This is a genomic window from Brevundimonas sp. AAP58, from assembly GCF_001295975.1.
Taxonomy (GTDB): Bacteria; Pseudomonadota; Alphaproteobacteria; order Caulobacterales; family Caulobacteraceae; genus Brevundimonas.
Map to the genome: position 1 here is coordinate 1 of NZ_LJHU01000097.1, position 22,893 is coordinate 22,893.

At 69.1% G+C, this 22,893-nt stretch carries 23 protein-coding genes; 12 read left to right on the forward strand and 11 right to left on the reverse strand.

The features are described from left to right. Positions 1-25: 25 nt before the first annotated feature. Entirely contained in the window at positions 26-820 is a 795-nt protein-coding gene (locus IP78_RS12035) for a response regulator (protein ID WP_054111923.1), read from the reverse strand. 232 nt (positions 821-1,052) lie between these two features. Between IP78_RS12035 and IP78_RS12040 the strand changes: the two genes are divergently transcribed. The 6 genes from IP78_RS12040 to IP78_RS12070 all read left to right on the forward strand — a co-directional run bounded on the left by IP78_RS12040 (position 1,053) and on the right by IP78_RS12070 (position 6,385). Then, a complete protein-coding gene (locus IP78_RS12040) occupies positions 1,053-1,259 on the forward strand; it encodes a NepR family anti-sigma factor (protein ID WP_054111924.1) in 207 nt (68 codons plus the stop codon). Further along, a complete protein-coding gene (locus IP78_RS12045; RefSeq protein WP_054111925.1) occupies positions 1,256-1,867 on the forward strand; it encodes a sigma-70 family RNA polymerase sigma factor in 612 nt (203 codons plus the stop codon). The genes IP78_RS12040 and IP78_RS12045 overlap by 4 nt, the downstream gene beginning before the upstream one ends. Before the next feature lie 4 nt (positions 1,868-1,871). Beyond that, complete coding sequence (locus tag IP78_RS12050) at positions 1,872-3,002, forward strand: sensor histidine kinase (RefSeq protein WP_082385028.1); 1,131 nt, start codon at positions 1,872-1,874, stop codon at positions 3,000-3,002. A 50-nt stretch (positions 3,003-3,052) separates the two neighbouring features. Further along, the gene (locus IP78_RS12055) at positions 3,053-3,190 is read left to right on the forward strand and encodes an entericidin A/B family lipoprotein (protein WP_054111926.1); all 138 of its coding nucleotides are present in this window, start codon (positions 3,053-3,055) and stop codon (positions 3,188-3,190) included. Positions 3,191-3,455: 265 nt separating this feature from the next. Beyond that, on the forward strand, positions 3,456-5,138 hold the full coding sequence (locus IP78_RS12065) for an MFS transporter (protein WP_054111928.1): 1,683 nt from the start codon (positions 3,456-3,458) through the stop codon (positions 5,136-5,138). A gap of 182 nt (positions 5,139-5,320) precedes the next feature. Then, positions 5,321-6,385, forward strand: a complete 1,065-nt coding sequence (locus tag IP78_RS12070) for a lipid A-modifier LpxR family protein (protein WP_231681004.1) — start codon at positions 5,321-5,323, stop codon at positions 6,383-6,385. 101 nt (positions 6,386-6,486) lie between these two features. Here the strand turns inward: IP78_RS12070 and IP78_RS12075 are convergent, their stop codons facing one another. From IP78_RS12075 to IP78_RS12090, 4 genes are all read right to left on the reverse strand, one after another. Next, positions 6,487-7,452 carry a magnesium transporter CorA family protein gene (locus IP78_RS12075; protein WP_054111929.1) on the reverse strand — a complete coding sequence of 322 codons (966 nt, stop codon included), beginning with the start codon at positions 7,450-7,452 and terminating at the stop codon, positions 6,487-6,489. A gap of 25 nt (positions 7,453-7,477) precedes the next feature. Next, positions 7,478-8,005: a CHAP domain-containing protein gene (locus IP78_RS12080; RefSeq protein ID WP_054111930.1), complete on the reverse strand. Its 528-nt coding sequence runs from the start codon at positions 8,003-8,005 to the stop codon at positions 7,478-7,480. Between the two features lie 70 nt (positions 8,006-8,075). Then, on the reverse strand, positions 8,076-9,185 hold the full coding sequence (locus tag IP78_RS12085; protein WP_054111931.1) for an acyltransferase: 1,110 nt from the start codon (positions 9,183-9,185) through the stop codon (positions 8,076-8,078). A gap of 62 nt (positions 9,186-9,247) precedes the next feature. Next, positions 9,248-9,685 (reverse strand): COG3650 family protein, encoded by a 438-nt coding sequence (locus IP78_RS12090; RefSeq protein ID WP_054111932.1) that lies wholly within the window; start codon positions 9,683-9,685, stop codon positions 9,248-9,250. A gap of 99 nt (positions 9,686-9,784) precedes the next feature. Between IP78_RS12090 and IP78_RS12095 the strand changes: the two genes are divergently transcribed. Further along, positions 9,785-10,918, forward strand: a complete 1,134-nt coding sequence (locus tag IP78_RS12095; protein WP_054111933.1) for a DNA cytosine methyltransferase — start codon at positions 9,785-9,787, stop codon at positions 10,916-10,918. Between the two features lie 42 nt (positions 10,919-10,960). On the opposite strand, the gene IP78_RS12100 is transcribed toward IP78_RS12095, so the two are convergent. The 4 genes from IP78_RS12100 to IP78_RS12115 all read right to left on the reverse strand — a co-directional run bounded on the left by IP78_RS12100 (position 10,961) and on the right by IP78_RS12115 (position 14,959). Beyond that, complete coding sequence (locus IP78_RS12100; RefSeq protein ID WP_054111934.1) at positions 10,961-11,221, reverse strand: hypothetical protein; 261 nt, start codon at positions 11,219-11,221, stop codon at positions 10,961-10,963. A 54-nt stretch (positions 11,222-11,275) separates the two neighbouring features. Beyond that, the gene (locus tag IP78_RS12105; RefSeq protein ID WP_054111943.1) at positions 11,276-11,638 is read right to left on the reverse strand and encodes a YdbL family protein; all 363 of its coding nucleotides are present in this window, start codon (positions 11,636-11,638) and stop codon (positions 11,276-11,278) included. A gap of 14 nt (positions 11,639-11,652) precedes the next feature. Beyond that, the gene (locus tag IP78_RS12110; protein ID WP_054111935.1) at positions 11,653-11,847 is read right to left on the reverse strand and encodes a YnbE family lipoprotein; all 195 of its coding nucleotides are present in this window, start codon (positions 11,845-11,847) and stop codon (positions 11,653-11,655) included. A 76-nt stretch (positions 11,848-11,923) separates the two neighbouring features. Then, positions 11,924-14,959, reverse strand: coding sequence for a YdbH domain-containing protein (locus IP78_RS12115; protein ID WP_082385030.1), 3,036 nt, complete (start codon positions 14,957-14,959; stop codon positions 11,924-11,926). Between the two features lie 418 nt (positions 14,960-15,377). On the opposite strand from IP78_RS12115, the gene IP78_RS12120 reads away from it, so the two are divergent. After that, positions 15,378-16,718, forward strand: coding sequence for a M23 family metallopeptidase (locus IP78_RS12120; RefSeq protein ID WP_231681005.1), 1,341 nt, complete (start codon positions 15,378-15,380; stop codon positions 16,716-16,718). Between the two features lie 325 nt (positions 16,719-17,043). Here the strand turns inward: IP78_RS12120 and IP78_RS12125 are convergent, their stop codons facing one another. After that, positions 17,044-17,787 carry an alpha/beta fold hydrolase gene (locus tag IP78_RS12125; RefSeq protein WP_054111937.1) on the reverse strand — a complete coding sequence of 248 codons (744 nt, stop codon included), beginning with the start codon at positions 17,785-17,787 and terminating at the stop codon, positions 17,044-17,046. A gap of 159 nt (positions 17,788-17,946) precedes the next feature. On the opposite strand from IP78_RS12125, the gene IP78_RS12130 reads away from it, so the two are divergent. Next, positions 17,947-18,891, forward strand: coding sequence for a glycosyltransferase family 9 protein (locus tag IP78_RS12130; protein WP_054111938.1), 945 nt, complete (start codon positions 17,947-17,949; stop codon positions 18,889-18,891). A 4-nt stretch (positions 18,892-18,895) separates the two neighbouring features. On the opposite strand, the gene IP78_RS15315 is transcribed toward IP78_RS12130, so the two are convergent. Then, positions 18,896-19,048 carry a hypothetical protein gene (locus IP78_RS15315; protein WP_156320396.1) on the reverse strand — a complete coding sequence of 51 codons (153 nt, stop codon included), beginning with the start codon at positions 19,046-19,048 and terminating at the stop codon, positions 18,896-18,898. A gap of 143 nt (positions 19,049-19,191) precedes the next feature. On the opposite strand from IP78_RS15315, the gene cobT reads away from it, so the two are divergent. The 3 genes from cobT to IP78_RS12150 form a co-directional block, all read left to right on the forward strand. Continuing rightward, on the forward strand, positions 19,192-21,081 hold the full coding sequence (gene cobT / locus IP78_RS12140; protein WP_054111940.1) for a cobaltochelatase subunit CobT: 1,890 nt from the start codon (positions 19,192-19,194) through the stop codon (positions 21,079-21,081). Further along, positions 21,081-22,022 carry an esterase-like activity of phytase family protein gene (locus tag IP78_RS12145; RefSeq protein WP_054111941.1) on the forward strand — a complete coding sequence of 314 codons (942 nt, stop codon included), beginning with the start codon at positions 21,081-21,083 and terminating at the stop codon, positions 22,020-22,022. Before cobT ends, IP78_RS12145 begins: the two co-directional genes overlap by 1 nt. Before the next feature lie 292 nt (positions 22,023-22,314). Then, positions 22,315-22,893: hypothetical protein (locus IP78_RS12150; RefSeq protein ID WP_156320397.1), on the forward strand; the 579-nt coding region annotated here is incomplete at its 3' end.

The window sequence follows — 22,893 nt, forward strand, 5'->3', positions numbered from 1 at the left end:
CCCCCCCCAGCCACTAGCCACCAGGTCAGGCGGCCTGCTTCTGGCTGGCCGGGTGGAAGAACAGGGCCTGGCTGATCGCTGCCTTCACCGTTTCCGGCTGGAAGGGCTTGGTGATCAGGAAGGTCGGCTCGGGGCGCTCGCCGGTCAGAAGGCGCTCGGGGAAGGCGGTGATGAAGATCACTGGCACATCGAAGCGCTTGAGGATGTCCTTGACCGCGTCGATGCCGGACGAGCCATCGGCCAGCTGAATGTCGGCCAGCACCAGACCCGGACGGTGACGGGCGACGGAGTCGACGGCTTCGTCATGGGTGGTGGCAGTGGCGGTGACGCGGTGGCCGAGTTCCTTCACCAGGCTCTCGATGTCGGCGGAGATGATGGCCTCGTCCTCGATGATCAGGACGTCGGTGGCCAGTTCGGCGTCGATCTCGGCCTGGGCCTCGGCGATCAGGCGCTCGACCGACGGGACGTCCGATCCGAGGATCTGGGCGGCCTCGGAGGGGGTGAAGCCCTCCAGGGCGGTCAGAAGGAAGGCCTGGCGCGAGCGGGGCGCGATGCGCAGCAGGCGATTGGCGGGATCCTCGTGGCCGAGCGCCGCCGTGTTGCCTTCCAGCTGGGCTCCGGTCGAGGACCAGATGGCGTGGAAGACGTGATACAGGGCGACGCGCGGGGTCATGTCCGGAGACAGCTGGCGTTCGCCGGCGGCCAGGGCCTCGAGCGCCACGCGGACGTAGTTGTCGCCCGTCGACTGCTCGCCGGTGAGGGCGCGGGCGTAGCGGCGGACGTAGGGCAGGTGCGGCGCGAGTCTGGCCAGAAGGCTCATTGTATCTTGGTCCCCGACAGGTCTTCGACGCCCCAGCTTGGGCGCTCATCTGCGACGAAACGTGCCACCTCGGCCTCGGTTCCAACCGGTCCATCCAGCTTGGCAATAAAATTCGTATCCGGCGGAACCGGTGTACGGGGATGGCGTTGACCGGTTTGACAAACAGAGACCGGGCGACGACCCGGCCCGTGTCCTTGCGTGAATGAGACCAACCCTGGCGGCCCAACACACCATGATCGACACCCCCGACCCGCGCCGCAAGGGCGCTGCGTCCAAGTCCGAAGGCTCGGATCTAGAAGAGGCCCGTCTGCGCCAGCAGGCCATCGGCGTGAAGCTGCGCCACCTGTTCGACGAGGTCGTCAACGAGCCGGTGCCCGATGAATTCCTCGAGATCCTTCGCCGCGCTGATGAACGCAAGGCGGGCGGAGAGACGTCGTGAGCGCGGCCCGCAACACCGCGCCCAAGCCGCCGTCGGCCGACGACGAGGGCTTCAAGCGCGAGCTCGTGACGCTGATCCCGCATCTGCGCGCCTTCGCACGCACGCTGACGGGTGATGCGACGGCGGCCGACGACCTGGCGCAGGACGCCATGATGAAGGCGTGGGACGCGCGCGCCAGCTATCAGATGGGCACGAACATGAAGGCCTGGACCTTCATGATCCTGAGAAACCAGTTCTATTCCGAGAAGCGCCGGTCGTGGCGTCAGTCGCAGCTGGATCAGGAAGCGGCCGAGCGGACGCTGGTGGCCGTCGACGATCCCGAAGCGCCGGTTGCGCTGGATGAACTGCGTCAGGCGCTGAACACCCTGCCCGAGGAACAGCGCGAGGCGCTGATCCTGGTGGGCGCGGGCGGCTTTGCCTATGAGGAGGCGGCCGAGATCTGCCAATGCGCGGTGGGCACGGTGAAGAGCCGGGTCAGCCGGGCACGCAAGGCTTTGCTGGCGACACTGGAGCGCGGCGGATACGCCCGCGACGGCCGCTCGGCGGGAGACGCCATGCGCTCCATCCTGGCCGATGCGGACCGTCTGAGCGCGGCCCGTCAGGGCTGAGCCCGTGTCGCCGGTCGGATCAGACCAGGGCCCGAAGCGGCGTCGCGACTCGCAACACACGGCGTCGCGCTTCCTGGGCCGGTCACGTGGACTGGCGCGGTTCGAGGGCATCCGTTTCCGGCTGGGGCTGGCCCTTGCCGTCGCACTGTTGCCGATACTGGCGCTGCCCGCGGTTCTGGCCTGGGCCGATCTGACGCCGCTCGGCAACTTTCTCGCGCCCGTCGTGGCCTGGGTGGTGGCCTTCGCCACCGTGATGTGGGTGACCGAGCGCATCGTGGTTCGATGGCTCGACTATCTGGAACGGATCGCGGCGCTCTATGCGCGCGGGCGGTATTCGGTGCGGCCAGTGCAGGCCACGCATGCCCCGTCGGAGGTGCGTCGGCTGGCGGGGACGCTGGATACCCTGGCCGAAGCGATCGATACGCGGGATCGCTCGCTGACCGACAGCCTGACCGAGAAGGACGCCCTGCTGAGGGAGATCCATCACCGGGTGAAGAACAATCTGCAGATCATATCGTCCCTGCTGTCGATGCAGCAGAGGGCTCTGAAGGACGAGCCGGCCAAGGCGGCGCTGGGCGATACGCGCCAGAGGATTTCGGCGCTCGCCCTCATCTATCGCACCCTCTACCAGTCCGAGGACATCCGGCACGCCGACGCGCGCGAGTTCCTGAACGAGCTGGTCGGGCAACTGGTGGCGGGCGAGAGTGGACGCGGGCCACTGGTCGCCAGCACCGTCGAGGCCGACAGTCTGGTGGTCGATCCGGACAAGCTGGCGCCGCTCGCGCTGTGGCTGGTCGAGGCGGTGACCAATGCCCAGAAGCACGCCTTCGCGGGGCGGGGCGGGACGTTGGCGGTGCGGTTCAGGGTTCAGGGTGAGACAAGCGTGCTGGAGGTCGAGGACGATGGCCCGGGACCATCCAGCCAGGCGATCCAGACGGGGGTGGGACGGACGCTGATGGGCGCCTTCGCCAAGCAGCTGAGGGGCGAGGTCGAGATCGTTGCTGGCAGGCCGAGGGGCACGATCGCGCGCATGGTGTTTGCCACCCCCGAGGTGGCGAAGCCCACCGATCCGCGCGATCTGGAGCGGGTGGACGCCGTCGTGAAGCCGGGAACCCTGTCGCGGCGGCCGCGTTGATCGGTGGTACCGGCGGGTCCTCCCCCACCGCCTCGTTTCAGGAGTTTCCCATGCGCAAGGTCTTCGTCCTCTTCGCCGCCGCCGCCGCCCTGACCACGGCGGCCTGCAACACCGTCGCGGGCGTGGGCCGCGACACCGCCGCCGCCGGTTCGGCCGTGACGCAGGCCGCGGAAGACGCCAAGAACTGATGCAGGTGCGACCGGTGGCCTGAGCGCCCCGCCACACTCATGACGCGGAAAACCCCGTCGGCCCGGCCGGCGGGGTTTTCTCTTGTCCGCCTTCCCGGCGCTTGGCTACAGTTTTTCTTTTCCGCTCATCCCGGCGAAAGCCGGGACCCAGTTCTTTCGCAAGGCGGGTGTTTGGGATCAGCCCCTCAGGCAGGTTTCCGAGATCGACGCGCCCAAAGCACTGGGTCCCGGCTTTCGCCGGGATGAGCGGGTGGGGGAAGCCTGAATGACCGATCATGCCGCGACGCCGTCTGGCCCTGACCAAGCAACCGAGAAGGAACCCGGCCTGAAGACCGTGGTGGGGGCGTCGGCCGCCGGGACGGCGTTCGAGTGGTACGACTTCTTCATCTTCGGCTCGCTGACGGCCGTGATCGCGCGGCACTTCTATGCCGATGTGGGGGAGGCCGCGTCCTACATCCTGGCGCTCCTGACGTTCGGGGTCGGGTTCGTGGTGCGGCCGCTGGGGGCGCTGGTGTTCGGCTGGTTCGGCGACCAGACGGGGCGCAAGAAGACGTTTCTGGTGACTATCACCCTGATGGGGGCGGCCACCGTCGGGATCGGCCTCTTGCCCGACTATGACGCCATCGGCATCGCCGCCCCGATCCTGCTGATCATTTTGCGGATCCTTCAAGGGTTCGCCCTGGGCGGCGAGTACGGCGGGGCGGTGATCTATGTGGCCGAGCATTCGCCGGCCCCGCGTCGCGGCTATCTGACCGGATGGATCCAGACGACGGCGGCGCTGGGTCTGATCGGGGCGTTGAGCGTCATCCTGGCGACGCGGGCGATCGTCGGCGAAGAGGCGTTCAACGAGTGGGGATGGCGCATCCCCTTCCTGCTGTCGTTCTTCCTGCTGGTCATCTCGCTGTGGATCCGGCTGAAGCTGAACGAGAGCCCGGCGTTCAAGAAGATGGAGGCCGAGGGCGGGGCGAGGCGGGCCCCGTTCCGGGAATCCTTCGCCCAGTGGAAGAACCTGAAGTTCGTGCTGCTGGCCCTGTTCGGGACCATGATCGCCCAGGGCGCGGTCTGGTACTGCGGCTACTTCTATTCCCGCTTCTTCATGGAGCGGATCCTCAAGGTCGAGGTCTCGACCGTGGACATGATCATGCTGGCCCTGACCTTGGTGTCGGCGTTCCTGTATGTCTTCTTCGGCTGGCTGTCGGACAAGGTGGGCCGAAAGCCGGTGATGCTGTTCGGCATGGTCCTGGCGCTGGTGGCCTTCTTCCCCGGCTTCCAGGCCCTGACACGGGCGGCCAATCCGGCGCTGGCGGAGGCCCAGGTCTCTGCCCCGGTGACGGTGATCGCCGATCCGGCGACCTGCGCCCTGCAGTTCGATCCGGTCGGCAAGACGGCCTTCGCCAGCTCCTGTGATCTGGCCAAGACGGTGCTGTCCAACGCCGGCGTCAGCTATTCCAACGTCGCGGCCGAGCCGGGCTCTCTGGCGCGGGTGCGGATCGGGGACGTCGAGGTGGCCTCGGTCGAGGGCGAGGGCCTGGCGGCGGCCCAACTGACCGCGGCCAAGGCGGATGTGGAGGGGCGGATCAAGGCGGCCCTGACGGCGGCGGGCTATCCCGAGCGGGCCGATCCGGCGCGGGTCGACATCCCGATGGTGTTCGCCATCCTGATGATCTTCATCGTGGCGGCCACCGCGCTGTATGGGCCGCAGGCGGCGTCGCTGGTCGAGCTGTTCCCCACGCGGGTGCGCTACACGGCCATGAGCCTGCCCTACCATGTCGGCACCGGCTGGGTGGGGGGCTTGTTGCCCGCGACCAGCTTCGCGCTCGTGGCGGCGTCGGGAAACATCTATTTCGGCCTGTGGTATGCCGTGGTGTTCACGGCCATCGCCGTCCTCGTGACCGTCTTCCTGATGCCCGAGACCAAGGGGCGCGACCTCGACACCATTGGGCAATAGGCCCTTTGCGCCCCCCGCTCGCGGGAGGGGAACCGGCTGGACACAGGCAACGTTTGCGGATCGTGTCAGCAAGGTGTCGCGAAATCATGGTTGGAAGAGGCTGGGTTTCGAGTCAGACTGTGTGGAAGTTGACGGCGGTGAGGGGACCGTTGGTGCGTCTGGGAGGATCCGTAACGAGCGTTATGGCGCTGGCGGCCCTGGCGGCCCCGGCGCTGGCGCAGGCGTCTCTGGACCCGACGTCGTTCGGCCCCGGTGCCTCTGATCATTCCCGCGCGGCCGCCACGGCGCTGACCGCCAGCCTCAATCGTCAGCCGGGTGCCTATGTCGCCCCGCCAGTAACCCACCCGACCACACAAGACCGAGCTGTCGATGCCCCTGTTCAGGGCGCGGGACAGCGCGGCCGTGCCGCGTCGGTCGCGCTTTCCCCAGCGCCGATGATGGCCGTTCAGCCGACGACCGCCCTCGGCGATGACGGATGGTCGGACCAGGAGCGGCAGAACTCCGCCTCCATCACGGCGCGGCTGAACCAGCAGGCGGGGTTCAATGTGACGGTCGACCGGGCGTTCGGCCCGGCTCTGGAGTTCGCCACGGATTATCAGCCCATCGCCGCCGGAAGCCCCTTCGCGGCGACGACGACCCGGGACGTCTGGCGCGAGGGGGAGGGGTATTCAGAGCGCCTTCGCCTGCGCCAACGTGGCGAACTGCGTCGCGCGGACGGATCGCCCCTGCCGCTCACGTCGCTGGATCAGGCGGCGTTCGAGGCGGATGGCTATGACTTCACCTATACCCGCGGATGGGAGGCGGCGCGGGGCTATACAGCGTCTGGCCTCGAAGTCACCCTGACCCCTCACGCCGGGCTTGGAATTAGCGATCGCGGCGGTCGAGCCGAAGCGGGCGCGACGCTGACCATCGGCGGCGACCTCGACAGAATGGTTCCGGAAGGCTCCGAGGCCTATGGCGATCGGGCACGGTGGTATCTCTATGCGGCCGGATCCGGAACGGCGGTGGGTTATAACTTCGCGCGCAACCGCGACGGCGAGTATGCGCGGTCTGGCGTCAGCCGGGATTCGGGCTCGTTCCTGGGGGACGCCTCCGTCGGCGTGGCCCTCAGGCGTGGCTCCATGCAAGGTTCGTTCGGCCTGGTCTATCGCGAGGTCGAGGCCGAAGGACTGCGTGGCGGCGAGGGCTTCGACCGCGATGTTTCCGAGGGGCTGGTGGCATTCCAGCTGTCGATCAAGCCGGAGTAGGGATTAGGGATTAGAGCCCTGCCCACGAGAGCCGTGCGTCTCGTGAAGAGTGAACTCTGGTCCGACCTTGCTCCCTCTAATCCCTATTCCCTGATCCTTCACTAGAACCACCCCTTGCGCTTGAACCACATCAGCGGGATGGCCGACGAAAGCGCCATCAGGCCGAGCGCGAGCGGGTAACCCCACCACCACGTCAGCTCGGGCATGTGCTCGAAGTTCATGCCGTAGATGGCGCCGATCAGGGTCGGCGGCATGAGCGCCATCGTCACCAGCGACAGGACCTTGAAGATCGAGGACTGCTGGATGTTGATCAGACCCAGTGTCGCCGACAGCTGGAAAGTGATCCCGGCCGCAACGGCCTGACTGTGGGCCAGAAGACTGGAGGCGTCGCGGCCCAGCGACTTCAGGTGCTCGCGCTTGTCCGCGTTCATTTCCAGCCGTTCGTCCAGCGCCACGAAGGCGAAGACGCGCGACAGGCCCGCCAGGCTCTGTTCGATGCGGCTGTTGGCGATCTGGGCGCGGCCGAGCTTGGTGATCAGGTGGCGATAGCCGACCGTCGTGTCGGCGCCCGAGAATATGTGGGTCGAGACCCCTTCGACCTTGTGAGCCGTGCGCGACAGGACCTCCGAGGCGCGGTCGATGATGGCCTCCATCAGGTTCAGGAACATGTCGGCGCCGGATTCGCAGAGATAGGGCTCGCGCTCCAGCTTGTCGGTGAACATGGTGAAGGGGCGCGGGTCGAAATAGCGGATCGTCACCAGCGGCCCGTGGGTCAGGATGAAGGTGACCGGGTCGACCGTGGGCAGCTCCATCTCGGAGTTGTGGATGATGTCGGCCGTGACGTAGGTGGCCCCGTTTTCGCGATAGAGGCGGCTGGAGGCCTCCAGCTCGCTCATTTCCTCTCGGGTGGGGATGGACAGGCCGAGCGCCTGTTCGATGGCGGTGTCTTCCTCGCGCGTCGGTTCAATAAGGTCGATCCAGAGCGTGTCGGGCGGCAGGGTCCAGTCGGTCCCGACCATCTCGACGCCTTCGCAGGCGGCGCAGCCCGAACGATAGATGCGGATCATCCGGGCGGGGTCTTCGGGGTTGCGGTCAGGGCTGACCGGAGCCGCCGGTGGCGGCGCGGGCCATCTGGCGACCGGCCTCCATCCCTTCGCGGGCCGAATTGTAGATGAAGCCGTAGGTCGGATAGACGGTGGTGCCGAGGTCGTTGATCGGGTTGTACCAGACCTTGACCGCGCTCCAGTCGTTCTGGCCCGAGACGTCGACGACGGTGACGTTCTCCTCGACGCGGCCGCGGCTGCCGCCCCAGTTGGCGTGGGTCACGCGGATCACCCGGTCGGTCAGGATTTCTGAGACGACGGCGACGTGGCCGCGGCTCATGCGCCCCTCGGGCCGGAACACGAGGACCGAGCCGGTCTCGGGCGCGCGGCCAGTGCGGAAGCGATCCACGGCCTGGTTCCACCAGGTCCAGGCGTCGCCGAAGATATTGATGCCCGAGAACATGCGCGCGAAGGTCACGCACTGCCAGTAGGGCTCGTCCGCGCGGACGGGAGAGGGAGACAGGGCGAAGAGGCCAAGGGTCGCTGCCAGGGCAGCGGCGGTGAGCCGTTTCGTCATGTGCGATTGTTTCCGACTGTTACGCGCGACCTCTCCCTAGACGATAGCGGGGAGAGGTTGAAGTCCCCTTTCAGGCGAGCTTGGGGTCCGGGCGTCGCAGGGCCGCGCGGGCGGCGCGACGGTCAGCGAGACCTCTGAGCGCCTTGCGGGCCGGGTGTTCGACCAGATGGTAGGCGATGGCGGCGACGACCGGCAGGGCCAGGACGACGGCCAGCCACACGAAGAGTTGAAGCTTCTTGTCCTCGGCGCCGGTCAGGCGCGCGGCGGCGTTCACGGCCAGCAGCTGCCAGGGCACCAGCACCATGTAGACGGCGTAGGAGATCTCTCCGAGGTAGACGGCGGGGCGCGAGGCCAGCCAGCCGGCCGAGGCGTTCGACAGGGCGCCCAACGCCAGGATCAGGCCGCCGGCGAAGACCACGACGACGCCGTCTGGAGCTTGCAGAGAGGCGGCGATGGCCATGCCGGCGACCGACGCCAGCGCCAGCCATCCGGGGCGCTTCAGCCCTCCGCGACGGTGCAGCAGGTAGAGGGCGCAGCCGTAGGCGAAACAGGGGACGATCCGCAGCGCGCCCCAGCGGAAGGTGGCCTCGGTGAGCGAGAAGCCCGCCAGCGCCTGGAACCCGGCGTAGAGCAGGACCATCGCGGCGATGGCCCCGGCGACGGCGGCGAGAGGTCGCTCGCGTAGCCGCCAGGCGACGAAGGCGAAGGCGGGGAAGGTCAGATAGGCGAACCACTCCGCCGAGATCGACCAGGAGGAGTGGTTCCAGCCGGCCTCGGGCGCCAGACCCCAGGCGTGGAGCATGAAGATGTGGGCGGGCAGGGATTCCCAGCTCAGCACATTGCCGTCGATGGCCATGCCGGCGGCGAGCGCGCCGAGCCCCAAGACGCCGACGCCGATCAGGGTCGCCAGATGCAACGGATAGACCCGCGCGATCCGGGCCCAGAGGAAGCCGCCGTAGCGGAAACAGCCTTCGCCGAATGCCTTGAGGTAGACGTGGCTGAGGATGAAGCCGGACAGGACGAAGAAGAGCTCGACGCCGAGATAGCCCTTGGCGACCAGGTTCGGCGTCAGGCTGACGTCCAGATTGGGCCAGAAGGCATACAGGGCGACCCAGGCGGCCGCGAAGAAGCGCAGCGCCGTAAGCGCCCGCAGATCCTGGGGTGTCTCGATCTGGGTCATGGTGCCCATCCTTGCGCAGGATGGGCGCCGGAACCGTTAAGGCGGCCTCGACCGATGAAGCCCTAGGGCCGGGGCTCGCTGTTCAGGAAGGCGAAGTCGGCGGCGCAGCCGTTCAGCGTCTGACCGCCCAGCTCGACGCGGGCTGTGAGCGGATAGGTGCGGTCGCTCATGCCGTCCGAGCATTCGGTGGCCATGAGGGTGACGACCAGCGCCGTGCCGTCGTCGGCGGCGGAGGCGTAGACGGCCGTGGTGCCCTGAAGCGTCGGGCCTGGATTGGCGACGCGCAGGCCCTCGCTGTCGACGGCGGTGTAGACCAGGGCGTCCGGCGTGATGTCGACGCCCCAGAAGGGCTCGGTGCCCAGCGCGCGCAGCGGCTGGTTCAGATCGACGCCGCCCAGGACGGCGGGCTCGGCGGGTTGGGCGGGCGCGGGGGCCTCGACCGTGGCTTCCGAACAGGCGGCGACCGCGAGGACGGCGGCGAGGGCGGCGAGGCGTTTCATGCGCGGGCTCCGAACGCGAACAGGGGCGCACAGAAGCCTTCGCGCCGTGGCGGGTCAAGGGCGCTCGCGGGCCGGGCGGAGGGCCCTTAAGCTCAGGGCATGACGATTCGGTCCCGGACCGCCCCAGAGGCTCTGGAGTTCTTCGCGGGCGGGGGCCTGGCGGGGCTGGGGCTGTCCGGGTTCGAGGTGACCTTCGCCAATGACATCGATGCGATGAAGGCACGAGCCTGGCGGGCGAACCACAGCGGTCGTCTGCACGAGGGCGATGTCTGGGGCCTGACGGCGGCGGAGGTGCCTGGGCGGCCAACGCTCGCGTGGGCCTCGTCGCCCTGTCAGGATGTGAGCCTGGCGGGCGCGCGGGCAGGGCTGGGGGCGCGGCGGTCGGGAGCCTTCTGGGGGTTCTGGCGGCTGATGCAGGCGCTGGACGCCGAGGGACGTGGGCCGCCGATCGTGGTGATCGAGAACGTGGTGGGGTTGCTGACGTCGGGCGGCGGCGAGGACTTCGCCACCGTGTGCCGCGCAATGGCGGAGGCGGGCTATCGCGTCGGTGCCCTGGAGATGGACGCGGCGCTGTGGCTGCCGCAGTCGCGGCCCCGGCTGTTCATCGTGGCCATGCGGGGTCTCGGGGGCGCGACGTTGGGCGGGCCTGTGGAGCCATTCCATTCGGCGCGCGTGAGGGCGGCGCACGCCCGGCTGGACGATGCCACGCGAGCGGCATGGGCGTGGTGGTCGCTGGCGGCGCCGGCTCGGCGGAACCTGTATCTGGCGGACCTGCTGGATGCAGACGACGGCGCGGACTGGTTCGGGGCGGATCAGACGCGCGCGCTGCTCGCGCTGGCGTCGCCGCTGCACCGGCAGAGGCTGGACGCGGCGGCGTCGTCCGGCGAGCGGCGTGTGGCGGCGGCCTATCGGCGGGTGCGGGTCGAGGCGGGGCGGAAGGTGCAACGTCTGGAGATGAGGTTCGACGGCTTGGCGGGGTGCCTGCGGACGCCGGCCGGGGGATCGTCGCGGCAGTATGTGATCGTGGCCGAGGGCGGCCGCATCCGGGCGCGGCGACTCACAGCCCGAGAAGCGGCGCGGCTGATGGGCTTGCCTGAGGACTATCGGCTGCCGGGCTCCGAAAACGCGGGGCTGAAGCTGATGGGCGACGCGGTGGCCGTCCCGGTGGTGCGGGCGTTGTCGGAGGGGCTGCTGCTGCCCGCCGCGCTTGGGCTTGGTCGTTTCGCGGCTTGAACAACCCACTTCCGCCGGGATGAGCGGAAGAAAAGCGGAGGGTTAGTCGTCGCGGCCGGGGTCGAGGGTGTTGTCGACCTGGTCGTCCCAGCCTTCACGGTGGGACTTGAAGGCCAGCGCCATCAGCAGCCAGGTCAGGCCGACGGTGCCGAGCACGCCCAGGCCCATGGCGATCCAGCCGTGGATGGGCATGGGTCCGCCGCCGATGGCGACCCAGAACCAGCCGAGCGCCGCCGTCGCCAGGGCGGAGAGGCCGAGGGCAAAAAGGGTGGTCAGGACGTGGCGGACGACAGGGTGGCCCATGCGCGCCGCCTTAGCACAGGCGAGGCCTCCGCGCCCGCGACACGATGCGGCGCTTTAGCGCTGGACCCACTGGCCGGCGGCGTTGCGGTACCACTGGCCCGACGGGATGCGGGGCAGGAGCTGGCTTTCGAACATCCGGGCGGCGGCGACCTCGGTCGTGGTGCCGGCAGCGCGGGCGCGTTCGCCGTAGGCGTCGCGGCGGGCGTCGTTCGTGACGGTCACGGCCTGGGTCAGGGGCGCGCCGGTCGAGGCGGTGCGGAAGCCGAGGTAGCCGTCGGCCTGCTCGCCGACCACGCCCTGGGCCTTGGCCTGATCGATCAGGGCCTTTTGCTCATTGGTCTGACCGAAGGCCGCGCCAGCGGCGACGCCCAGCGCGGCCACGGCGGCGCCGAGCACGAAGAGCTTGTTGAGGGTCATGCGACGGGTTTCCATCAGAACAGGTTGGGGTTTTCGGCCAGCAGGTCGCGCAGTTCCTGATCCAGCCGGACGCGGACGTCGGCGTCGAGCTTGGCATAGATCTGGATCGGGTCGACCTGAAGGCGGATTGTGGGGGTGCAGCCGGACAGGACCACGGCCGCGCCGACGGCGAGAAGAACGGTGCGAACGAGGCGCTTGGGCGGGGTCATCGTCAGGGTCTCCGGCGAAGGAACGCTTTCACTGCCACGGTGGATGCCTGTCGGCGAGTGAATGGGTCGTGAACGGTCAGGGTTGGTCTCCGTTGCGGGCGCGATTGACCTCCAGCAGGTCCGAGACGAGCTGGTTGACGTTGAGCGTGGTGTCGAGCGTCAGGTCGATGCCGGTGTTGGACGGCAGGGGCAGGGGCCGGTTCAGGAACTCGCGGCTGATGAACTCGGCCAGCGACAGACGGATTTCCTGACGCTCAGGCGGATCGTGGCGACCGACGATGCGGAAGAGGACGCCGATGCGGCCTTCATCGAGGCTGTTCACATCGGCGGACAGGATGTCGAAGGCGAGGTTCTCCATCGCCTGATAGGCCAGGTCCTCGACCGTGCCGGGCGGGACCGCTCCGCCGCCTCCGGCCTGGAGCCCCGTCAGCGCCTCGCGCTGGATCGACAGGCGACCGGGCTGGTCGGCGGCGAGGCGGCCACCGGTGATGCGCACGCCGCTGTCGGGATCATAGGTGAAGGGCAGACGGCCGGAGACGATGGCGTCCAGCGCCACCTTGTCGCCAAAGCCCGATCCGGCGATCAACTCCCCCAGCTGGACCCGCTCCAGCACGATGACGCCCGAGAAGGGGCGGCGATCCAGCGGCACGCTGAAGGGCTCGATCCGCACCAGGCCCCCGGCTGCCTGTATGGCCCCGCCGTCCACCGTGATGGCGGCCTTGTCGAGCGCGAAGGTCAGGTCGAGGTCTGTGAAAGGGGCGATGGATTCCAGGGTGGCGACGCGCAGCGTCTGGCCCGGCGCGGTGGTCAGCGGCGCGAGATTGGTGAAATCGATGGTGCCGGTCAGGCCCTTCACGGGACCGGCGGGGCTGACGAAGTCGATGTTCGGAATGACCAGGCGGCCGGAGCTGGAGCCGCCTTCGGTCAGGTCGGGACTCCAGTCGATGCGGCCGGTGAAGGCGGCCGAACCCGTGGCGGGGGACTGGACGAAGTCGGCAGCGAGCGGGCTCAGATCGGCGGGCTGGAGGCCGCCCTCGGCGAAGGTCAGGTCGGGGGCGTCGATGCTGACGCCGCCTCGGCCGGTGATTCCGTCATGCGCCAGGGTCAGGCGGCCAAGCGGATGGCCGAAGCGGGCGAGGTCGAAGGTGCCCGACCATTGCGCGTTCGCCAGCCCGGCGCGGCCCTGGGCGATCAGGGTGTTGAAGCGGAGGGGCACGGTGGCGTCGTTGATCGTCGCCGTGTCGATGCGGGCGTCCAGGCCGAGGCCGGCGGAGGACCCCGTCGCGATCAGGTTGCCCGAGGCGTCGGAGAAGGCCAGCGCCAGGAAGGGAGCCTGGGCGGCGACGTCGCGCAGGTCGCCCGTGACGCGCCAGCCGCCGCCCTGGGCGACCAGAAGGGGGGCCGCGGTCGGGCAGAGACGGCCAGAGATCGAGACGATGTCGTTCTCGTCGAGGTCGAGGCGGTCCGCCGTCACGCCCAGGCAGTCGGACGGGGCGTAGGTGACGCGGCCGTTGTCGCTGGCCAGCAGGCCCGCCGTGCGGATGGCGACGCCGCGCGCGGGCGTGAAGTCGAGGCGGGCCAGGCCGTCGATGCGGGCCTGGAACCCGCCGGGGGTCAGGCGCCAGTCAGGGATGGCGAAGGCGGCCTCGGGCAGGCCGCCTCCGCGCGTGGCGGTGAGCGTCAGGGCGCCGCCGCCGCTCTGTCCGGGGCGGGCCTCGAAGATCGGGCGGGCCACGGGCGAAAGGGTCAGGACGCCGCCGTTCGCGGGAGAGATGCGGGCGGGCTGGGTCAACGCGACGCGGACACCGTCGCTGTTGGAGGTCAGGCGCAACGACGGCGCGGACAGGGAGAAGGCGCCGAGCGCACGCTTGAGCTCGGCAAGTTCGGGCCCGTCGTCACGGGCGACCGCGCCGAACAGGGGCCAGGTGCCTCGCGCGGCCGCGAGGGAGCCGGTCAGCGTCAGGGGCGTGGCGGATTCCGAGGCGTAGTCGAGCGTCTGGCGGCCTGTCACATCGGACAGCACGAGGTCGCCCGAGGCGACGCGGGCCATGCGCGTTCGGATGGGTCCAGCGATGGAGACCTGTCCGCCGTCGACCCGGGTCGCCGCGATGCGCCCCTCGGCCAGGGTAATGTCGGTACTCGCCGCCGTCGCAGCGGGGGTGGTCAGCCGGGTCGCGGTCAGCCGCGCAGTCGCCGCGCCGTCGAAGCCGAGGGTGTTGATCCAGCCTGTGGCCTGACCCTGGGTCGAGAGGGTCAGCACGGCGTCATCGGCGACGGTCTGGCCCAGCGCCAGGCGGTCGCCGCTCAGCCGCAGGTCGATGTCGGCCCGGCCGTCGCCGCGGCGGGCCTGCATGTCCGGATAGGGCAGGGTGCCGGTCAGGGCGAGGTCGAGGCCCTGACCCTGGAGGCCGGGGGCCTCGGCCTTGTCCGCGTCCAGGCCCAGCCGCACGGCGACACGATCGCCTGTCGTGGTCAGGTCCAGCGTCCCGCCCAGGCTCCGGACGTCGATGTCGCCGCTGCGCAGGCTGGCGGTGGGCATGCGGGCGGCCATGCGCATCAGCTTGCCGTCGTCGATGCTGGCGTCCGCCAGCACGGAGATCGGGCCGTATTCCGTATCGAGCCGCAGCCGTCCGGTCTCGATGATGACGACGGGGCCGCGCTGGTCAGGGCGGGGCGGACGACCGGTGAACTCCTCGATCAGAGGATCGAGCGATCCGAACGAGAGTTCGCCGTCGCGCCAGGTCGCGCGCATGACCGGCCGGACGAGACGGATGCGCGATGGAGTGACGCCCATGCCGCCGCTGGCCCAGGGCATGACGAGGGCATAGTCGACCTCGACACGCTGGATGGTCACGTCGGGGTCGGCCGCGTCGCCGATGCGGACACGGCCGACGAAGCCGTCGAGCTCGACCCGCTCGACCTCGACCTCGGCGGGGATGCCGCGCTGGTCGAGCCAGCTGACCAGGGCCTCCCGCGCGGCGGCCCGCCGGTTCATCCAGGCGAGCGCGCTGAGAAACGCGGCAAGCACAACGAGGATCAGAAGCCCGATCAGGATCAGGCGCGGCCAGCCTGGGTGCCGTCGTCGGATGGAAGCGGTCGTGGGCTCGGTCACAGGGCGACCGTGTCCGATTGCGGGACAGGCGGCGCGCACAGATCAGTCAAGATGTAAGAGGCTGAAACGCCCGTGTCAGAAGCGCCACATTGAGTGACATCGAGGCCACTTTGAGTGCAGCGACATTCCGCCCCGGTTTGGCGTGATTCAGCGAGGACAGCATCGGCGTGCATAGCTTGGCGATAGACTGTCGCGGATGCTGTCGGAATACCCAATTCGTTCCCACTCTACCGATGCGAACCGCAGCGGTTAATCCTTTGTAACGATCCTGCTTCCCATGATGGCGTCAGCGGGTTATACGGCTTGCCTCGCGACCGGGGGACTTGGGCGCGATCTTTGCTTTGAGTGGGTTTGGCGCCGTTAAGGCGTCGTTGTTCGCCGGGGACCGATGGCTCAGTTCGATCCGCGACGTCAGCCGATGCGTTTTGCGCCGCATCTCCTGACCGCCGCCGCTGCTCTGACCGTGGCCACACTCGCTGGCCGGGTCTATCAACCCGCTCAGGCCGAGCCGGTTCCAGAACTGACCGCCCAGCAGATCGCCGTCCTGGAGGCCCAGGCCTTCGCCGCCGCCGGCGCGCCCGCTGGCCTCACGGCTCCCGAAGCCATTCCGGTCCAGATCCGTCGCGGCGAGACCTTCGAACAGGCGGTCCAGCGCACTGGCATCAGCGGTGCCGAGGCACAGGCTGTGGCCGCCACCGTGTCCAATGCCTACGACGTGTCCCAGATGCAGGCCGGCCTGCGATTCGAGACCGCCATCGCCCGTCCGCGCGGCGGCCTGGGCGAGGCCCGCCTGATCGGCCTGACCATGCGCACCGGCCCGGCCAGCCAGCTGACCGTGTCGCGCAGCTTCGACGGCGCGCTTCGCCTGCGCGAACTGGAAGAGCGGGTCACCGAAGAGACCGTTGTCCTGACCTCGGAAGTGCGTGGCTCGCTGTCGGCCACGGCCCAGCGCATGGGGGCCGACGCCGCCATCCGCCGCGCGGCCACCCGCATCTTCGGTCACCGCTTCGATCTGCAGCGCGACATCCGCGCGTCGGACGAGTTCACCCTGGTCTATGACCGCAAGGTCACCGAGAATGGCCGTACGGTCGACACGGGTGACCTGCTCTACGCCGAGCTGAAGGGCGTCGCCTTCTATCGCTACACGCCCGCGGGCGCGCGCGAGCCGCAGTATTTCGACGCCTCGGGCAAGAATATTCGTTCGTCCATGATGCGCACGCCGCTGCTGCGCGGTTTCCGCGTCTCGTCGTCCTTCGGCGTTCGGACCCATCCGATCTCGGGCTTCCGCCGCATGCACCAGGGCATCGACTTCGCCGCCGCCACGGGCACGCCGATTGTGGCACCCGCCGACGGTGTGGTGGTCGAGGCCCGACGCTGGGGCGGCTACGGCAACTGGCTGCGCATCCGCCATGCCAACGGCCTGGAAAGCGGCTACGGCCACCTTTCGCGGTACGCCTCTGGCATTCGTGCGGGCCAGCGCGTGACGCAGGGCCAGGTCGTGGCCTACGTCGGTTCGACCGGTGCCTCGACAGGGCCGCACCTGCATTATGAGATCTGGCGCAACGGCCAGCGGATCAACCCGACCAGCATCCGCGTCGATGTCGGCACCGAGCTGACCGGCGCTGACCTCGCCGGCTTCCGTGCCGAGAAGGCCCGGATCGATCGCATCATCGCCGCTGGCGGGCAGCGCCGCCCGGTCGTGATGCAGGCCTCGGCCCCCGGCCTGCGCCCGGCGGCTCCGGCGGCGACGCGGTCGTAATCGAGCCTCGCGCCCGATTTCCGGGTTGCGGAACGGGCGGCGGTTTCATCACAACGAGCACAACGGGTTCACAAAGGACACGACGGGACCGAGTGCGCGGTCGAGGGCGTCGATCCGTCACGTCGAGGTCCGTGTTTTTGTGTGTTGGGACGCTTCGCGTCGATAGAACGCCCGGCGGCGGAGCCGCCCTTTCGTCTCTCGACCTTTCCGGCGACTGGTCGGCGACCTGACCGCCTGTTCGGTCTCGTCGTGTCCTTTGTGAACCCGTTGTGTTCGTTGTGATGAAACGCCAACGGCCCACGCCGCACGATTTCGAGAACGACGCTCAGCCTCTTCGCATCGCTTCCACCGCCTCGACCAGCCGCGCCAGATCGCGCGGGGTGGACAGGCGATGGTCGCCGCCCTCGATCAGGTCCAGCCGCACGTCGCCGCCGGTCAGACGCTCGGCCAGCGCGATCGCGTGGGACCAGGGCACGGTGTCGTCGGCGCGGCCCTGAAGCACATGGATGGGCGCCGAGATCGGGATCGGACCGTCCAGCAGGAGCCAGTCGCGCGCCTCCTCGAACATGCGCCGCGTCAGGATGTATTCCCCCAGCCCCTCCTCGACGATGGTCGCCTCTCCGTCACGAAGGATGGCCTGGCGGGTGTGGTCGGGAAGGGAGGGCCACATCAGCCGCTCGGTGAAGTCCTGGGCCGGGTTGACCAGGACGAGGCCCGCCATGCGCTCGGGCCGGTCGAGCGCAGCAAGCAGGGCGACCCAGCCGCCCATGGAGGAGCCGACCGGGATCACGGGGCCATCGAGGTGGTCGATCAGGGCGATGGCATCCTCGCGCCAGCGGCCGATGGTGGCGTGGCGCCAGTCGCCGGACGACTGGCCGTGGGCGAAGTGGTCATAGCGGACGAAGGACCAGCCGCGATCTCGGGCGGCGGCGTCCAGCGCGAGCGCCTTGGTCCCTTCCATGTCGGAGCGGAAGCCGCCGATCCAGAGGACGGTGGGGGTGGATCCTTCCACCCGCTTGAAGGCGAGGGTTTCGCCGTCGGGGCGGGGGAGGGTGTCGAAGTCAGTCATCTCTTTCTCTCTCCGTCATCCTCGGGCTTGACCCGAGGATCGGACGTTGGGCACATCGCGCGGCCGGGCTGAGGCAGGGCGGGTCGTCCCGCCGTTCTCCGTGAGGCGCATCCGATCCTCGGGTCAAGCCCGAGGATGACGGCCCAAGGGAAACCGTCCGTGCCCGCCAAGAAGGTCCTCTTCGTCACCTCCAACCGCATCGGCGACTGCGTCATCTCCTCGGGGGTGATCCGGGAGATCGCGCGCCAGGTGCCGGGGGCGGAGATCACCGTGGCCTGCGGACGGCCGCCCGCGCCGTTCTTTCGCTCCGCGCCGGGGGTGGAGCGGGTCATCGTGCTCGACAAGAAGAAGGCGGCCGGACACTGGGTCGACCTGTGGAAACAGGTCGTCGGCACGCATTGGGCGATGGTCATCGACATCCGGGGCTCGGCGCTGGCCTGGCTGCTGCGGGCGGATCGGCGGGTCGTCTATTCGCGCAAGTGGGAGACCGGCCTGCCCAAGGTCGAGATGGTCACCCGCCTGATGGGGGCCGCCGAGCCACTGGAGCCGGAAATCTTTCTCGACGACAAGGCGCGTGCGGAGGCCGCCGCCGTCATCGATCCGCGCCTCGCCGCGCGACCGGGGCCGGGGCCGATCCTTGCGCTGGCGCCCATCGCGCATCAGCCGGGCAAGAGCTGGCCGGCCGATCGCTGGGGCGAGCTGGTCGGGCGTCTGATGGAGGAGCCGCGCTTCGCCGGATGGCGCTTCATGGCGGTGGGCGGGCCAGGCGATCATGCCCCGGCCGCGCCCGCGCTCGAGACGGCGGGGGACCGCGCCATCGACTTCGTCGGCAAGGGCGACATCCTCGCCTCGGCGGCGGCCATAGACCGGGCGACGCTGTTCTTGGGCAACGACTCGGGGCTGATGCATGTCTCGGCGGCGCTGGGCAGGCCGACACTGGGGCTGTTCGGGCCGACGGAATGGTGGCTGTACGGGCCGCGTGGACCGAGGACGGCGATCGCGGCGTCCAATCCGGTGCGCGGGGAGTTCGCGCCGATCGAGGCCCTGACGGTGGATCGGGTGTTCGAGGCAGTGTTGGCGCTTTACGACGCCCACCTCGGCTGAGGCGTCAGGCGATGACGGCGGCCCAGTGCTCCAGCATCAACACCGAGGCGCAGAAGGTCGCGGTGAACGAGGCACAGAAAAAGAATGTGTCTCGCCACAGCTGGCGGCGTGGCTTGGCCTGAAGGCTCGGCGGCAGTCGGACGGGCAGTTCCCTCATGACGCAACTCCGGAACGGAACCTGTGGATCATCGCCCCGGTTTCCTGACGCGGCATGAAGAAACATGGTCAGCGCCGCGTTCGCCATGTCGCTGCGGCCTCGACGCTCTGGCCCCGTCGCTTCCGACCGATTAGGTGTCTGCCATGCCTCCCGCCGACAGCCCGCAGGACGTCTTCAAGCGCGCGCTCGCCCATGCCGCGCGCGCCCTGGCTGAACAGCCGGAGCTCGAAGTGGTGTTCGGGTCCGAGGGGCCGCGCCTGACCGACGGCATTCTGACCCTGCCGCATCCGCCGAGGACGGCGTCCGAGGCCGAGAGCGCGACGCTGAGGGGGCAGGCGGACCGGCTGGCGCTGCGGCTGGCGAACCACGACGCGGGCGTCCATGCGAAGGCGCGACCCAGCGACAGCCGCGCGGCCGAGGTGTTCGACGCGGTCGAGCAGGCGCGGGTGGAGGCGCATGGCTCGCAGTCTCTGGCGGGCGTGCGGGCCAATATGGACGCGGCGCTGCTGACCCGGCTGGAGAAGATGGGAGCTCTTCGGGTCACCGATGCCGAGCGGGTGCCGGTGCCGGAAGCGGTGGCGCTGTTGCTGCGCGAGCGGGTGACGGGGCGGCGCAGTCCGGACGGGGCCGGTGCGATGCTCGATCTCGTGCGCGAGGCGCTGGAGGGCAAGGCGGGGGCCGAGCTGGATGCGCTGGCGGCCCAGGCCGGCGACCAGGCGGCGTTCGGGGCGGCGATGAAGGATGTGCTGCGGGCGCTGGATCTGGATCCCGGCGACGGGCGCGGCGACGATGCGTCCGAGGACGCGGGTGAGGAGGAGCCGGAACCGCAGGCCCCTGACCCCTCCGAGGACGATCAGCAGGACGAGGAGGACGACGGCGGCGGCGAGGGCGGCCAGTCGATGGATGGCCGGTCCGAGGACCAGACCTCCGAACAGGACCGGGAGGCGCAGCAGTCCGGCCAACCCGCCGAGCGCGACGGAGACCAGGCCGACGATGGCCCCGATGTGGCGGAAGGCGCGCTTCCGAACCGTCAGGAGAATGCCGATGACGGCCGCGCCATTGACGCCTATCGCGTCTTCACCACCGCCTATGACGAGGTGATCGACGCCGCCGACCTGTGCGATCCGATGGAGCTGGAGCGGCTGCGCTCGCTGCTGGATCAGCAGCTCACCGTGCTGTCCTCGGTGGTGGCGCGGCTGGCCAACAAGCTGCAGCGGCGGCTGATGGCCCAGCAGAACCGGTCCTGGGCGTTCGATCTGGAAGAAGGCGTGCTTGACACCGCCCGCCTGACCCGGATCATCACCGATCCGACCAGTCCCTTGAGCTTCAAGGCCGAGAGCGAGAGCCCGTTCCGGGACACGGTCGTGACCCTGTTGCTCGACAACTCCGGCTCCATGCGGGGGCGGCCGATCATGGTGGCGGCGGTGTGCGCCGACATCCTGGCGCGGACGCTGGAACGGTGCGGGGTCAAGGTGGAGATCCTGGGCTTCACCACCCGCGCCTGGAAGGGCGGACAGAGCCGCGAGGCGTGGATCACGGCAGGCAAGCCGGCCATGCCGGGTCGCCTGAATGACCTGCGCCATATCATCTACAAGGCCGCCGACGCGCCGTGGCGCCGCGCCAAGAAGAATCTCGGCCTGATGATGCGCGAAGGGCTGCTGAAGGAAAACATCGACGGCGAGGCCCTGACCTGGGCGCACGAGCGGCTGATCGCGCGGCCCGAGCAGCGGCGCATCCTGATGGTCATCTCCGACGGCTCACCAGTCGACGATTCGACCCAGTCGGCCAATGCGGCGCTGTATCTGGACAAGCACCTGCGCCAGGTGATCGAGCGGATCGAGACGCAAAGCCCGGTCGAGCTGATCGCCATCGGCATCGGCCATGACGTGACGCGCTGGTATCGCCGTGCGGTGACCATCGTCGATGTGGAACAGCTGGCGGGCGTCATGATCGAGAAGCTGGCGGAGCTGTTCGAGGCGGCGCCGAAGGAGACCGGCGGCAGCGGGCGTCGCGGCTTGAAGCGCGCGGCGTGATGCGGGCCTTGCTGAAGGGGCTCGGTGTCGCGGCGCTTCTGGGTGCCGCCGCCTGCGCGGCCGTGGCCACGACCGCGCCCCTGCCGACCGGGGTCGACCGGCCCATCCGGGTCGAGGCGTTGAGAACACCGCTGGGTATCGGTGGCGCGCGTCTGGCTCCCGGCGTGCGCTATGCCGGTGGCCTGACCTTGCGGGGCCCGGAATTGCGCGGGCTTTCCGATCTCAAGGTCGAAGACGACCGCGCCTGGATCGTTTCGGACTTCGGAGACCTGATCCGCTTGGATCTGATCCTCGACGGATCAGGCGGATTGGCGTCGGTCGCGAACGCCGTCAGTCGCCCCCTGACCGGCCCGGACGGTGCGGTCCTGTCGCTCAAAGATGACGCGGACGCCGAAGGCCTCGCGTTGCTGCCGGACGGTCGCGTTCTGGTGAGCTTTGAGCGCGATCACCGGATCTGGTCCTATGGTGCAGGGGCGAACGCTCGACCGCAGCCCGTCGCCGCGCCCGCGGTCGAGTTGGCGCCGAACGCGGGACTGGAGGGTCTTTCGGCCGCAGCGGCCGGGGGCTGGCTGGCGCTCGCGGAGGGCGGTGGGGCCTGGCTTTGCGAGCGTGAATGCCGTGAGATCGGGTCGGAGCGGCTCATTCCCGCCGACGGCTACAGCTTTACGGGCGCTGACCGCGATCCTCGAGGTGAAGGCTGGTTCGTGGTCGAGCGCTACTATCGTCCGCCGCTCGACATGCGGGCTCGGGTGCGGCGGCTGTCCACCGAGGGCGTGCTGTCGCAGCCCTTGATCGAGCTTCGCCCCCCTGCGTCCGTCGACAACTTCGAAGGGATAGCCGCCGTAGCCACTCGGGACGGCGTGCGGTTGTATCTGCTCAGTGACGACAACGGCAATCCACTGCAGCGGACGCTGCTGCTCGCGTTTGATCTGCAGATTTGACCTCGGGCCCCCGATGATCGAACGTGGTGCGGCGGGGCTTTTCACCGCCGACGCTAGGGGGCGCGTTCCATGCGGAATTGGATCGCTGGCATTCGTTCAACGACCGTGGCCGTGGTCGGAGCGGTTGGTCTCGCCGGTTGCGTGACCGATCCAGCCTTCATGGAGGGGCTTGCGATCGCGACGAAGGCGATGGCGGCCGAGACCAGTCAGATGGCGGACGAAGCGGCCTGTTATCGCCACCTGTCGGCGAGTGGAGAATGGATCACGCTGTGTCCGCTTCCGCGCGGCTATGTTGCGCCGCCGCCCCGCCAAGGGCGCGACGGACGTGATCGTGATCGTGACCGCCGTCGACCGGATCGGTGGTGATCGAAGCTCGGGGCTGATCGTGGAGTTTCGCAGACCTGGTACAAAGGCCGACGATAGCTTTTTCCGTCGGTCCATGACGACGGGTCTGCGTCTGGCCATGCTGCCGCTGATGACCGTCACGGGTTGTGCCGCTCCGGTCGCTCCGTCCGTGCCGTATGAAGCGGAGGGTCGTCCACCGATCTCGCAATGCGCCGCCCTCGCCGACATCGACTGGCGTCGTTTCGATCCGTGGGCCTCGCGTTACGGGCCTGGATCATCGATCCCCGAAGGGGAACGTGAGGAGATCCTCGCCCAGCAACGACAGGCGCTCGCCCCGGCTGGAGGGGCTGCGGCGTCTCACCAACCTTCGCCCGACGCCGTGATCGTCATCCGGGCCTATGTTCCACCGGCGGGCCATCATGCGGCGGTGGATCATTACGGCATGACGTGGCGGGAACCCGACGGTCAGTGGTGGGTCTGGAGTTGGCGGATCGATCGCCTTGCCCCACCCCCGCCTCCCCCACCG